This is a genomic window from Roseateles sp., from assembly GCF_039595595.1.
GTDB lineage: Bacteria > Pseudomonadota > Gammaproteobacteria > Burkholderiales > Burkholderiaceae_C > Roseateles.
The window spans coordinates 32,949-46,089 of sequence record NZ_JBCNLG010000032.1 but is presented as its reverse complement, the minus strand read 5'-3'; the positions used below and the strand labels follow the sequence as shown (position 1 = coordinate 46,089).

The 13,141-nt window shown below is 68.8% G+C and carries 14 protein-coding genes; 5 read left to right on the top strand and 9 right to left on the bottom strand.

Annotation, left to right across the window (positions count from 1 at the left end; translation table 11 throughout):
- The 4 genes from ABDW61_RS23690 to ABDW61_RS23675 form a co-directional block, all read left to right on the top strand.
- Positions 1-2,795, top strand: a 2,795-nt coding sequence (locus tag ABDW61_RS23690) for an efflux RND transporter permease subunit (RefSeq protein WP_343642296.1), incomplete at its 5' end; no start/stop codon positions are given.
- A gap of 15 nt (positions 2,796-2,810) precedes the next feature.
- A complete protein-coding gene (locus ABDW61_RS23685; RefSeq protein WP_343642294.1) occupies positions 2,811-4,274 on the top strand; it encodes an efflux transporter outer membrane subunit in 1,464 nt (487 codons plus the stop codon).
- Positions 4,275-4,449: 175 nt separating this feature from the next.
- Positions 4,450-5,154 (top strand): hypothetical protein, encoded by a 705-nt coding sequence (locus ABDW61_RS23680; protein WP_343642291.1) that lies wholly within the window; start codon positions 4,450-4,452, stop codon positions 5,152-5,154.
- Entirely contained in the window at positions 5,151-5,297 is a 147-nt protein-coding gene (locus ABDW61_RS23675) for a hypothetical protein (RefSeq protein ID WP_343642289.1), read from the top strand. The genes ABDW61_RS23680 and ABDW61_RS23675 overlap by 4 nt, the downstream gene beginning before the upstream one ends.
- A 71-nt stretch (positions 5,298-5,368) precedes the next feature.
- Here the strand turns inward: ABDW61_RS23675 and lipA are convergent, their stop codons facing one another.
- On the bottom strand, positions 5,369-6,379 hold the full coding sequence (gene lipA / locus ABDW61_RS23670) for a lipoyl synthase (protein WP_343642287.1): 1,011 nt from the start codon (positions 6,377-6,379) through the stop codon (positions 5,369-5,371).
- A 31-nt stretch (positions 6,380-6,410) separates the two neighbouring features.
- Complete coding sequence (lipB, locus tag ABDW61_RS23665) at positions 6,411-7,079, bottom strand: lipoyl(octanoyl) transferase LipB (RefSeq protein WP_343642286.1); 669 nt, start codon at positions 7,077-7,079, stop codon at positions 6,411-6,413.
- A gap of 61 nt (positions 7,080-7,140) precedes the next feature.
- Here lipB and ABDW61_RS23660 point away from each other — a divergent pair, with 61 nt between their 5' ends.
- Complete coding sequence (locus ABDW61_RS23660; protein ID WP_343642284.1) at positions 7,141-7,833, top strand: tetratricopeptide repeat protein; 693 nt, start codon at positions 7,141-7,143, stop codon at positions 7,831-7,833.
- A gap of 139 nt (positions 7,834-7,972) precedes the next feature.
- Here ABDW61_RS23660 and ABDW61_RS23655 read toward each other — a convergent pair whose 3' ends face one another.
- The 7 genes from ABDW61_RS23655 to ABDW61_RS23625 all read right to left on the bottom strand — a co-directional run bounded on the left by ABDW61_RS23655 (position 7,973) and on the right by ABDW61_RS23625 (position 13,116).
- Positions 7,973-8,266 (bottom strand): DUF493 family protein, encoded by a 294-nt coding sequence (locus ABDW61_RS23655; RefSeq protein ID WP_343642283.1) that lies wholly within the window; start codon positions 8,264-8,266, stop codon positions 7,973-7,975.
- Between the two features lie 24 nt (positions 8,267-8,290).
- Positions 8,291-9,172 carry a D-amino acid aminotransferase gene (locus tag ABDW61_RS23650; protein ID WP_343642281.1) on the bottom strand — a complete coding sequence of 294 codons (882 nt, stop codon included), beginning with the start codon at positions 9,170-9,172 and terminating at the stop codon, positions 8,291-8,293.
- 119 nt (positions 9,173-9,291) lie between these two features.
- Entirely contained in the window at positions 9,292-10,461 is a 1,170-nt protein-coding gene (locus ABDW61_RS23645) for a D-alanyl-D-alanine carboxypeptidase family protein (RefSeq protein WP_343642280.1), read from the bottom strand.
- Between the two features lie 24 nt (positions 10,462-10,485).
- On the bottom strand, positions 10,486-11,121 hold the full coding sequence (locus ABDW61_RS23640; RefSeq protein WP_343642279.1) for an alpha/beta fold hydrolase: 636 nt from the start codon (positions 11,119-11,121) through the stop codon (positions 10,486-10,488).
- Between the two features lie 12 nt (positions 11,122-11,133).
- The gene (locus tag ABDW61_RS23635; RefSeq protein ID WP_343642277.1) at positions 11,134-11,466 is read right to left on the bottom strand and encodes an NAD(P)H-dependent oxidoreductase subunit E; all 333 of its coding nucleotides are present in this window, start codon (positions 11,464-11,466) and stop codon (positions 11,134-11,136) included.
- Entirely contained in the window at positions 11,463-12,680 is a 1,218-nt protein-coding gene (locus tag ABDW61_RS23630; RefSeq protein ID WP_343642276.1) for a VanZ family protein, read from the bottom strand. The genes ABDW61_RS23635 and ABDW61_RS23630 overlap by 4 nt, the downstream gene beginning before the upstream one ends.
- 7 nt (positions 12,681-12,687) lie before the next feature.
- Positions 12,688-13,116, bottom strand: coding sequence for a CopD family protein (locus ABDW61_RS23625; protein WP_343642275.1), 429 nt, complete (start codon positions 13,114-13,116; stop codon positions 12,688-12,690).
- Positions 13,117-13,141 lie beyond the last annotated feature (25 nt).

Sequence of the window (13,141 nt, the reverse complement as noted above, 5' to 3'; positions counted from 1 at the left end):
GGACCCTGCTGCCCACCGGCATGCCGAGCAATCCGACCTATCGCAAGGTCAACCCGGCCGACGCGCCGATCATGATCCTGGCGCTGACCTCGCAGACGCTGACGCGCGGCCAGATGTACGACACGGCTTCGACGGTGCTGGCGCAGCGGCTGGCGCAGGTGGCCGGCGTGGGTCAGGTCAACGTCGGCGGCGGCGCGCTGCCCGCCGTGCGCGTGGAGCTCAACCCGGACAAGCTGGCCGCCAATGGCATCGCGCTCGATCAGGTGCGGCAGGCCATCAGCAACACCAATGCGAACCGGCCCAAGGGCGCCGTCGAGGAATCCGGCCGCTACTGGCAGATCGGCGCCAATGACCAGGCGCGCGCCGCCTCGGAGTACGCGCCCGTGGTGCTGTCCTACCGCGATGGCGCGGCGCTGCGGCTGCGCGACGTGGCCGAGGTGGTGGACTCGGTGCAGGACGTGCGCAACTACGGCGCTTCCAACGGCCAGCCGGCGATCCTGCTGTTCATCCAGAAGGAGCCGGGCGCCAACATCATCGAGACGGTGGCGCGGGTGCGCGAGCTGCTGCCGCGGCTGCAGGCCTCGATCCCGCCGGCCATCGAGCTCAAGGTCATCAGCGACCGCACGCCGACGATCCGCGCCTCGCTCGACGAGGTGCAGCGCGCCATGGCCATCGCCATCGGCCTGGTGATCCTGGTGGTGCTGCTGTTCCTGCGCAGCTGGCGCGCAACGCTGTTGCCGGCGGTGGCGGTGCCGGTGTCGCTGGCGGGCACCTTCGGCGTGATGTACCTGTGCGGCTACAGCCTGGACAACCTGTCGGCGATGGCGCTGACAGTGGCCACCGGCTTCGTCGTCGACGACGCGATCGTGGTGCTGGAGAACATCACCCGCTACATCGAGCAGGGCCTCAAGCCGGTCGAGGCGGCGCTGCGCGGCGCGCGCGAGATCGGCTTCACGGTGATCTCGATCAGCCTGTCGCTGATCGCGGTGTTCATCCCCATCCTGCTGATGGGCGGCGTCGTGGGGCGGCTGTTCCGCGAGTTCGCGGTGGTGCTGTCCTCGGCGATCCTGGTGTCCATGATCGTCTCACTGACGACCACGCCGATGATGGCCTCGCGCGTGCTCAAGGCGCGCCAGGAGCCCGAGCCCGGCGCGCGCCACCGCAAAGGCCGGTTCGCGCGGCTGGCGGCGCGTTTCAACCGCAGCCTGGCGCGCGGCTACCGGCGCTCGCTGATGTGGACGCTGCGGCACCAGCCGGTGGCGCTGCTGTCGCTGGTGGCGGTGATCGCGCTGAACGTGCACCTGTACGGCGCCATCCCCAAGACCTTCTTCCCGCAACAGGACACCGGTGTGCTGATCGGCGGCGTGCAGGCGGACCAGGGCAGCTCCTTCGAGATGATGCGCAAGCGGGTCGACCGCTTCATGGAGATCATCCTGTCGGATCCGGCGGTGCAGAACGTCAATGGCAGCACCGGCGGCGGGCAGCGCAACTCGGCCAACTTCTACATCACGCTCAAGCCGCTGAAGGAACGCGGCGTGTCGGCCGACCAGGTGGTGAACCGCCTGCGCGACAAGATGGCGCACGAGCCCGGCGCCAACCTGTTCATGGTGCCGGTGCAGGACATCCGCATCGGCGGCCGGCAGGCCAACGCGCAATACCAGTTCACGCTGCAGGCGGACGACCTGGCGGTGCTGCGCGAGTGGGAGCCGCGCGTGCGCAACGCGCTGAACAACCTGCCGGAGCTGACCGACGTCAACACCGACCAGCAGGACAAGGGCGTGCAGACCTCGCTGGTCATCGACCGCGACGCGGCGGCGCGGCTGGGCATCACGGTGAGCACGATCGACACCACGCTCAACAACGCCTTCGGCCAGCGCCAGGTGGGCGTGATCTACAACCCGCTGAACCAGTACCGCGTGGTGATGGAACTGGCGTCGCCCTACCTGCAGGGGCCGGAGACGCTGCGCAAGCTCTACGTCACGAGCAGCACCGGCGCGCAGGTGCCGCTGTCGGCGTTCAGCCGCTTCGAGACCACCAACACGCCGCTGTCGGTGAATCACCAGAGCGGCACGCCGGCCTCGACGATCAGCTTCAACCTGCCCGAGGGCGTGTCGCTGTCCCAGGCCACCGATGCGATCAACAACGCGATGTCGGAGCTGGGCGTGCCGGTGTCGCTGCGCGGGACCTTCGCGGGCACGGCCAACGCGTTCCAGGATGCGCTGAAGTCGCAGCCCATCCTGATCGGCGCGGCCATCGTCGCGATCTACCTGGTGCTGGGCATGCTCTACGAGAGCCTGGTGCATCCGGTGACCATCCTGTCGACGCTGCCGTCGGCGGGCGTGGGCGCGTTGCTGGCGCTGATGATGTTCAACACGGAGTTCTCCATCATTGCCCTGATCGGCGTGATCCTGCTGATCGGCATCGTGAAGAAGAACGCGATCATGATGATCGACTTCGCCATCGCGCGGCAGCGCACGACCGCGCACCTGACGGCGGGCGCGGCGATCTTCCGCGCCGCGAAGCTGCGGCTGCGGCCCATCCTGATGACGACCTTCGCGGCGATCTTCGGCGCGGTGCCGCTGGCCGTTGGCAGCGGCGACGGCGCCGAGCTGCGCAAGCCGCTGGGCATCGCGATCGTCGGCGGGCTGATCCTGAGCCAGCTGCTGACGCTGTACACGACGCCGGTCGTGTTCGTCACGATGGAGCGGCTGCGCCAGCGCGTGATGAAGCGCCGCGCGTTCAACAAGACTTCGATGAATCCCGAGCCGCCCGCGGCTCCGACCCTGCAGGGCTGAAACATGCCGACCCCGATGACCTCGACTTCATTCCTTCGTCCCTCGCTGCCAGCCGTGGCGGCGGCGGTGCTCGTCGCGCTGATGAGCGGCTGCGCGGTGACGCGCGTCGATCCGCCCGCGCCAGTCTCCGCGCCGGCGCAGTACAAGGAGGACGGGCTCTGGAAGAAGGCGCGGCCCGCCACGGCCGAGCCGGTGCCCGAGCAATGGTGGACGCTGTTCGGCGATCCGGTGCTCGACGATCTGCAGCAGCGGCTGGTGATCGGCAACGAGAACCTCAAGGCGGCGGTGGCGCAGGTCACCGGCGCGCGCGCGGCGCTGGAGGCGAGCCGCTCGGCGCTGTTCCCGACGCTGTCGGCCGGCTTCTCGGGCACGCGCAGCGCGAATCCGGACAGCAACGGGGGGAACGGCAACGCCGCGAATAGCAATGGCACGAACGGCTCGGTCAGCCGCGGACCAACGAACAGCGTGCAGGTGTCGCTGAACGCGAGCTGGGAAGCGGACCTGTGGGGCAAGCTGCGCCTGGCCAGCGAAGGCGCGAATGCCTCGCTGCAGGCGAGTGCGGACGATCTGGCCGCGGCGCGGCTGAGCGCGCAGGCGACGCTGGCGCAGACCTACTTCTCGCTGCGCACGGCGGAGGCGCAGGAAGCCCTCTACGACCGCAGCGTGAAGGCGTATGAGCGCTTCCTGGATCTGACGCAGGCGAGGTATCAGAGCGGCGTCGCGGCGCGCAGCGATGTGCTGCAGGCTCAGACACAGCTGCGCACGGCACAGGCGCAGCTGCTGGAGACGCGCTCGACGCGCGGCCAGTTGGAACACGCGATCGCGGTGTTGCTGGGGCTGCCGCCGTCGGCGCTCGCAATGACGAAGAACGCGGCGCTGCCCAAGGCGCCGGAGGTGCCGGCGATGCTGCCGTCGCAGTTGCTGGAGCGGCGCCCCGACATCGCCGCGGCGCAGCGGCGCGTGGCGGCGGCCTACGCGCAGATCGGCGTGGCGGACGCAGCGTACTTTCCGTCGCTGACGCTGTCGGCGAGCGGCGGGTATCGCAACAGCACGCTGAGCAACCTGCTGTCGGCGCCCAATCTGTTCTGGTCGATCGGGCCGTCGCTGGCGGCGGCGATCTTCGACGGCGGGCAGCGCAAGCTCGCCAGCGCGCAGGCCCGCACCAGCGCGGAGGTCGCGACCTCGACCTATCGGCAGACGGTGCTGACGGCGCTGCAGGAAGTGGAGGACAACCTCATCCTGGCTGACCACCTGCGTGAAGAGGCGCAACTGCAGCAGGAGGCGCTGGAGTCAGCGCAGCGCAATCTGGAGCTGGTGACGGACCAGTACCGCGCGGGGACGGTGTCCTTCCTCGACGTCACCACCGCGCAGAACAGCGCATTCAACGCGGAAGCCTCGCTGCTGTCGGTGCGTAACCGGCAGCTGGCGGCGATCAATCTGCTGCTGAAGAACGTGGCGGGACGGTGGACGCCGGCGTAGATCCAGTTCCTCTTGCACGCCACGGATTTCGGGGGACAACCGGGTTGTCTTCAACGCGCAACGACTGCGATGGCCCTCGACATCGAGGGGTCGGAAGCAGCCCTAGCATGCCTCTCAATGGACGCGGCAACGCGTCCCTGAATCGATTCGCGACGACGTCGCGAAAGGAGATGGCATGGCAATCAACACCGAGGCGGTCGAGGCCTTGCGCGACGTGGCCGAGCCGCATCGTGCGGCGAATGACCTTGTGCGGCTCGACGTCATCGAGACCTACATCACCCAGCACGCGCCGCAGTACCGCATCCAATTGCGGCCGCAGTACCGCGAACGTCTCGCGTGCATTCCGGCGAATCTGAGCAAGGAGCAGTTGGACATCGAGCTCTTCAAGGTCCAGAAGGACATTGAGCTGGACCACCGGCAACGCGCGGCCAGCATCCGGGCAATGCCGCTGGGCTCGACCAGCGGATGCGATGAGTACGCAGCGCTGTACCGGCACTACCTCGATGAAGAGAACGAACTGGGCAAAGCGGCGCTCGCCCGTTACGTCGTCCACCGGCGCACGATCCTCGAGATGCTCGAGAACGCGCTGAAAGTGCAGGACACCGGCGCCTACGCGCGTGAGGACTTGATCCACAGCCTGATCTTTCCGATGCGCACGACCTCGGACGAGGTCGATTTCGCCCGCCAGAACCTCTGGGTCGTCGACGAGCGCCTGGCCTATCACACGCATCTCGCGTCGGACCTGCCCATGAGCCGGCTCACCGCCATCGACGTGGACAGCCGCGACGAGCCGGACCTCGCGCGATTCCGTTCTACGCCTACATCCTGTGCAGTCTCACGCCGAGGATGCGCGCGATCGCCGAGGACCACGACTTCGTGAGGACGCCTGACAACGAGGGCTACTTCAAGTACCACCAGAGCCAGGGTTGCTACATCGAGATCGTCTCGTACGACAAGGTTCTCAACGATGCGAAGAAGCGCAATCGCGCATTCTTCGAACGCTTGCAAATCCCCGCCACCTGATGGACGTGCAGTGGACACGCAAACGACGACGGCTCCCGCAGGAGCCGTCCGTCATGGGGCGTAGACCGGGATCAGGCCGCTGAGGCCTTCTCCGCTTCGGCCTTCTCCAGCGCCGCATGCGCCTGCTGGTCCGCGTGGTAGCTCGACCGCACCATCGCGCCGACCGCCGCGTGGGTGAAGCCCATCTTGTAGGCCTCTTCCTCGAACATCTTGAAGGTGTCCGGATGCACGTAGCGGCGCACCGGCAGATGATGCCCCGACGGCGCCAGGTACTGGCCGATCGTCAGCATGTCGATGTTGTGCTCGCGCATGTCGCGCATGACCTGGAGGATCTCCTCGTCGGTCTCGCCCAGGCCGACCATGATGCCGCTCTTGGTCGGCACGCCAGGCACCTCTTCCTTGAAGCGCTTGAGCAGGTTCAAGCTGAACTGGTAGTCCGACCCCGGACGCGCTTCCTTGTACAGGCGCGGCGCGGTCTCCAGGTTGTGGTTCATCACGTCCGGCGGCGCCGCCTTCAGGATGTCCAGCGCGCGGTCCATGCGGCCGCGGAAATCGGGCACCAGCACCTCGATCTGCGTCGCGGGGCTGAGCTCGCGGACCTTGCGGATGCACTCGGCGAAGTGGCCGGCGCCGCCATCACGCAGGTCGTCGCGGTCCACGCTCGTGATCACCACGTAGCTCAGCTTCAGCGCCGCGATCGTCTTGGCCAGGTTCAGCGGCTCATCCACGTCCAGCGGATCCGGCCGGCCATGGCCGACGTCGCAGAACGGGCAGCGCCGCGTGCACTTGTCGCCCATGATCATGAAGGTCGCCGTGCCCTTGCCGAAGCACTCGCCGATGTTGGGGCAGGACGCCTCCTCGCACACCGTGTGCAGCTTGTGCTCGCGCAGGATCTGCTTGATCTCGTAGAAGCGGGTCGACGGGCTGCCGGCCTTCACCCGGATCCAGTCCGGCTTCTTCAGCTGCTCGGCCGGGACGATCTTGATCGGGATCCGCGCCGTCTTGGCTTGCGCCTTCTGCTTGGCGGTCGCGTCGTAGTCGGACGCGCTCTTGGCTTCGTGGGTGACGTTCTCGGTTGCCATCAGGCGCTCTCTCGGTTGCCGCGTTGGGGCCTCAGGGTTGGAGCTGGGCGCTGAGCCGATCTCCGAACCGCCGGGCCACCGTGGCCCAGTCCGTGAAAACCCCGAGTGTACCGAGGTCCACCGTCTGGAGCCCCGCGTACCCGCAGGGATTGATGCCCAGGAAGGGCTTCAGGTCCATCGCCACGTTCAGTGCCACGCCGTGGTACGTGCAGTGCCGGCTGATCTTGATGCCCAGCGCCGCGACCTTGCCCAGCCCCCGGAACGGGTCCGCCGGATCGGCCGGCCCGGTCAGCGCGCCATGCGCGCCCGGGTCGTCCAGCCGCACGTAGATGCCGGGCGCGCCGGCCACCCGGTGGCCCGTCACGCCGAAACCGTCCAGGGTCTGGATGACCGCGGTCTCGAGGCGGAACACGTACTCCTTGACGAAGATCCCCAGCCGCTTCAGGTCCACCAGCGGATAGGCGACCACCTGCCCCGGCCCGTGATACGTCACCTGCCCGCCACGATTGGTCTGGACGACAGGAATGCCCTGGGCGTCGAGCACATGATCGGCCTGGCCCGCCAGGCCTTGCGTGTAGACGGGATCGAACTCGCAGAGCCAGAGTTCGTCGGGGGTGTCGGGGCCGCGGGCCTCGGTGAACGCGCGCATCGCGTCCAGCGTGGCCGCATAGTCGACGCGGCCCAGGGTCTTGATCAGCATCCCGGCATGCTAGCCGCGATGGGCCTAGCATCGCCGCCATCGGGACATTCAGGAGTGCGCCATGCCGCGCCACCTCACGCGCCACTTCACTGGCCTCGCCGCCGCCGCGATCGCCCTCGGACTCGCGCTGCCCGCTGCCGCCTCGGCCTCCACGCCAGCCGCGCGCACGACGCTCGAACAGGCGCTGGCCACCTACGAGCGCGGCGACCTGCCCGCTGCCGAGCGCCAGTTCCGGCAGCTCTCGCAGCAGGGCGTCGCGCTGGGCGACTACAACCTCGCGATGATGCATCTGCGGTCCGAGGTGCCGAAGCCCGATCCCCGCTTCGCGCGCTCGCTGCTCGTGCGCGCCGCGGGCCGGGGCCTGGTGCGCGCCGAACTGGCGCTGGGCCAGTTCCACGAGCAGGGCGAGGACGGCCGCCCCGACCTGGTCCAGGCCCAGTCCTGGTACCTGAAGGCGGCGGAGCATGGCAGCGTCGACGCGCAGGTGGCCGTGGCCACTGCGTTCTACCTGGGCCGCGGCGCGGCCAAGGACTTCCCGCAGGCTGCGCAGTGGTACCGCGAGGCGGCCAAGGGTGGTGACGTCGGTGCGCAGTACCTGATCGCGTCGATGTACGAATCGGGCCTGGGCGTCGAGCGCGACCTGCGCCTGGCGCGCTACTGGTACGACGTCGCCGCGCGCAACGGCGACGAAGCCGCGCCCTACAAGCTCAAAGCCGTCGACGACGCGCTCGCCGCCGATGCGGGGACGATCTGACGGATGATGCCTCTAAGCTGCGCGCGGCCCCGCTTCGGGAGGGCCCGCTAGGCGCAAACCGGAGCCATAGCAGCGCTATGGCGAGGATTTGCAACGACGCGGGCTGCCCGAAGCGGGGCTGCGCGCGGCTTAGAGGGGCTTAGAGGACGACCTTGACCATCGGGTGCGTGGTCAGCGTGCGATAGAGCTCGTCGAGTTGCTCGCGGCTGGTCGCGGTGACGGTGATCGTGAGGCCGAGGTAGTTGCCGCCCTTGCTCGGGCGCTGCTCGACCGTCGCTGCGTCGAACGCCGGATCGAATTGCCGCGCGACGCTGACGATCGCCTCGAGAAAGCCCTCCACCTGTGCGCCCATCACCTTGATGGGGAACTTGGACGGGTACTCGATCAGCGATTGATCAGGCGGAATCGGGGCGTTGGTGAAGGAAGTCGTCATGGTGGGAATCTCAAATGAAGCCGGTCAGAGGCTTTGCAAGGCCTTGGCCCGCTGGTACGCCTCGTAGAGCTTGGCGTACACCGGTCCGGGCTTGCCGCGCAGCGCGCCGTGGCCCACCGGCTCGTGGTCGAGCCGCGTCACCGGCGCGACCTCCTTGCTGGCGGAGGTCAGCAGGATCTCGTCGGCCGTCGGCAGCTCGGTCTCGGCGATCGGACGCAGGTTGCAGGCGATGCCCAGTTCCTCGCAGAGCTCCTTCAGCACCCGCACGCGCACGCCCTCGAGCAGCGATTCGCCCGGTGGCGGCGTCAGCAGCGCGCCGTCGCGCACGATCCAGACGTTGCTGCTGGAGCCCTCGGTCACGAAGCCGTCGCGGATCAGCACGACCTCGTCGGCGCCCTGGTCCACCGCCACCTGCCGCGCCAGCACGTTGCCCAGCAGCGAGGTGCTCTTGATGTCGCCGCGCTGCCAGCGGAAATCGCGCGCCGTGACGCAGCTCAGGCCCTGATGCCGCTGCTCCGGCGAGAGCGCGATCAGCGGCTGCGTGTACGCGAGCACCGTCGGCTCGATGTCCGCGGGCATCGCGTGGCCGCGCGCCGCGACGCCGCGCGTGACCTGCAGGTAGATGGTCTGGTCCTCGACGTCGGGCAGATGCGCCACCAGGCTGCGCAGCAGGTCCAGCCAGGCCTCGCGCTCGTAAGGATCCTCGATGCGCAGCGCCTTCAGGCTGCGGCCGAGCCGGTCCAGGTGGTCGTCGACGCGGAACAGCCGGCGCCCGTGAACCGGGATCGTCTCGTAGACGCCGTCCCCGAACAGGAAACCGCGATCCATCACCGGCACCCGGGCATCGCCGAGCCGGCCGAGATGGCCGTTCAGGTAGCAAGGCAGATCGACCCAGGACTGTGTCATCGGTGGCTCCCGCAATGTGGTCACGCCGAGCCATCGACTGTACGCCGCCAGCCCGGCCCGCCAACCCCGGCAAGCGGGGGGCCTTGCCGAGCGGTCCTTCTGGGCCGCTCAGCGTGCCGTCACTTGATCCAGAGGCGGATCGCGTCCCAGGCGCGGCCGAAGATGCCCGCCAGCGGCACCTCTTGCTGCACCACCAGCGGCACCTCGGCCACCGGCGCGCCGCCCGAGGTCGTCACCTTCAGCGTGCCCACGCGCTGGTTCAGCGCCAGCGGCGCGACCAGCGGATCGGTGCGCTGGATGTCGGTCTTGAGCTTGCCGCCCTCGCCGCGCGGCACCGCGACGAAGACCGCATCCGCCGCGCCCAGCTTGGCTTCCGGCGCCGCGCCCTTCCAGACCTTCACCGTGGTGATGGGCTGGTTCTTCTCGAACAGGCGCACCGCGTCGAAGGCCGCGTAGCCCCAGTTCAGCAGCTTCTGGCTCTCGGTGGCACGGGCCTCCTTCGAGGCCGTGCCCATCACCACGCTCAGCAGGCGGCGCTTGCCGTTGGGCACCTCGCGCTGCGCGCTGGCCGCCAGGCAGTAGCCCGCCGCATCGGTGAAGCCGGTCTTGCCGCCGTCCACCGACGGATCGCGGCCCAGCAGCATGTTGCGGTTGAACTGGCGGATCTTGTTGAAGGTGTACTCGCGCTTGGAGTAGTACTCGGCGTAGTACTCCGGATAGTCCTGGATCACATGCGAGAAGATGACCGCGATGTCGCGCGCCGTCGTCTTGTGACCCGGCGCGGTGATGCCGGTGACGTTGGTGAACGTCGTGTTCTTCAGGCCCCAGGCCTGCGCCTGCTTGTTCATCATCGCGACGAACTGCTCGACGGTGCCGCCCACGCCCTCGGCCAGCGCGACCGAGGCGTCATTGCCCGACTGGATGATCATGCCGCGGATCAACTCGTCGACCTTGGGCGTCATCGTCGTGTCGATGAACATCAGCGACGGATCGCCCTTGCGCTCGTCCCAGGCGCGCTTGGAGATCGTCAGCGTCTGGTCCAGCGTCAGCCGCTTGGCCTTGAGCGCGTCGAAGACCACGTAGGCCGTCATCAGCTTGGTCAGCGAGGCGGGATCCTGCGGCGTGTCGGCATCGCGCTCGGCGAGCGTCTGGTGGGTCGTCAGGTCCAGCAGGATGAAGTTGCGGGCCGCGACCTCGGGCGGCGTCGGCGCCTGCGCGGCCGCGCCGGTCACCATCAGGAAGCTGGACAGGCCCACGCCGAGGGCCAGGGAGGCGAAGAATCGTTTCATGCGGGAGAAATCCTCAGGGACACCTCAGGCGCGCGCCACGCCGGCGGCATGCCAGCTGCGCGTCACGAGGTTCTTGAGCAGCGGCAACTGCCCATGGAAGAAATGCCCGACACCGGGCACCACGATGACCGGCAGCGCCTGCGGGCGCGCCCAGTCGAGCACCGCCGGCAGCGGCACCACATCGTCCTGTTCGCCGTGGATCACGACAGTGTCGGCCGGCACCGCCGCGACGCCGAAGCGGCTCGCAGCGGGGCCGACCAGCAGCAGCCGCTCGGCCGGCTGCGCCAGCCTGAGCGCCGCCTGCGACGCGACGAAGCCGCCGAACGAGAAACCCGCCAGCGCCAGCGGCTCCGACGCGTCACGGAAGGCGGCGATCACGGCCAGCGCGTCGTCGACCTCGCCGCGGCCCTCGTCCCAGGCGCCGGCGGACTTGCCGATGCCCCGGAAGTTGAAGCGCACCGCGCGATAGCCGAGGTGCACGAAGGCGCGCGCGATCGTCTGCACCACCTTGTTGTCCATCGTGCCGCCCTGCGTCGGATTGGGGTGGCAGATCACGACGACGCCGCGCAGCGGGCCGGCGTCCACCGCGGGTTCATCGACGGCGCATTCGATGTCTCCGGCCGGGCCGGCGATCTGCTGGCGCTGGGTCTGGGCATTCATGCGGGCTCCCGGTCAGCGGCCGACCGAGTCGTCCAGCACCAGCCGGTCGACGATCTCGCCCTGCTTGAGGTGGCGCTCGACGATCTCGTCGATGTCGCTGTTGTCGACGAACGAGTACCAGACCGCGTCCGGATACACGACCGCCACGGGGCCGCCGGCGCAGCGGTCCAGGCAACCCGCCTTGTTGACCCGCACGCCGCCCTTGCCCGCGAGGCCTTCCGCCTTCACGCGCTTCTTGCAGTGGTCGAAGGCCTCCTGCGCGCCGTGCTGGAGACAGGCGTTCTCGTTCTCGCGCTGGTTCAGGCAGAAGAAGATGTGGCGCTGGTAATAGCTGGTCGAGCTCATCGTTGGATTGTAGTTTCAGGGTTTTCACCGACCGGCCGTCCGTGCGATCCGTCACGGCCCGCTTGTCCTTCAGAGCGCCCATCGGCGGCCGGCGGCGGGGGCGGGGCCGTGCGATCGGCCGCGCGGTCGCTCTGCGTGACGCCGTAGAGCAGCCATGCCAGCGCCGCGAAGGGCCATAGCCAGCCCACCCATTGCGCCAGGCCGTACATGTTGACGAAGCGGCCCTGCTCCCAGAACTGCAGGCTCTCGAGCAGGTAGGGATCGGCCGGCGCCTCGGCCATCAGCGCGATCAGCGCCGTCAGCACGACCAGGCCCCAGGCCGCATTCGCGCGGCGTGACATGAAGGCCGCCAGCAGCGCGAGCACGCCGCCCAGGATGAGACCGGGGGCGGTCGTCGCGGTCAGCCAGGCCCAAGCGTGATCGGGGCCGAAGTTCAACAGCGTCGACCACGCGGTCGTGGTGACGCCGATCGCCGCCGCCCCCAGGACCAGCGGGAAGCGTCGCCAGCCCGGCCGCGCCACCGACAGCGCCAGCAGGCACGGCGCCAGCAGGCCCATCGCGATGGCGATGGCCTCGAGGCCGGGCGGCAGCGGCAGGTCGTCGAGGAGCTCCTGCGGCGCCAGCTCCCAGGGCGTGTTCTCGAGCAGCGTCTCGGCCCATTCGCGCAGGCGCGGGAAGAGCTGGCCCAGCCCCAGCGGCAAGGGCGCCGGGTACAGCAGGCCGACCGGCCACATCGCCAGCAGCGCGAGCGCGCCGGCACTGTGCGGCACGAACCAGCGCTCGCGCCAGCCACTCCAGCGCGCCAGCCCGCCCAGCCGCAGCAGCACCCAGGCGCAGAAGGCGCCGAGCCAGGCGCCGGCGCTGTTCAGCAGGAAATCGGCCAGCGAGGGCACCCGTCCCGGGAGGAAATACTGCAGCGTCTCCATCGAGAACGACAGCAGCGGCAGCCCCGCCAGCGACAGCAGCAGCGCGCGCATCAGGCCGCCGCCGCTGCGGATCACGGCCGAGAAGCACAGCAGCCCGAGCGGCCAGTAGCCGGCGACGTTCACCCAGATGTCGAAGCGCCCCCAGTAGCGCGGCCAGGGCAGCCCGATCACGCCCGGCCAGGGCAGGCTGGGCGGCAGGCGCCAGGGCCAGAACGGGTAGAGGCTGGCGTAGAGCACCAGCACGGCGTAGCACAGGGCCAGCCAGGTGGCGGAGCTGCGCCGCTGCATTGCCGGATCAGAAGGGCTTGACCACGACCAGGATCACGATCGCCGCGAAGAGCAGGATCGAGGCCTCGTTGAACACGCGGAACCACTTGTGGCTGCGGCGGTTGGCCATCAACTCGAACTTGCGCAGGAACGCCCGGCAGACGTGGTGGTAGCCGATCGCCAGCACCACCAGGCCCAGCTTGGCATGCATCCAGCCATTGCCCGGCCCGCGGCCGATGCCGTAATAGCCCCACAGCGTCAGCCCGAAGACCAGCGCGAGCACCATCAGCATCGTGCTGAAGCGGTAGAGCTTCAGGCCCATCAGCAGCAGGCGCTCGCGCTCGGCGTGGCTGTCGGAGGGGACCATGGCCAGGTTCACGAAGATCCGCGGCAGGTAGAACAGTCCCGCGAACCACGCGGCGACGAAAATGATGTGGAGGGCTTTGATCCAGAGCATCGCGGCATTATGGATGGCGCGAAAA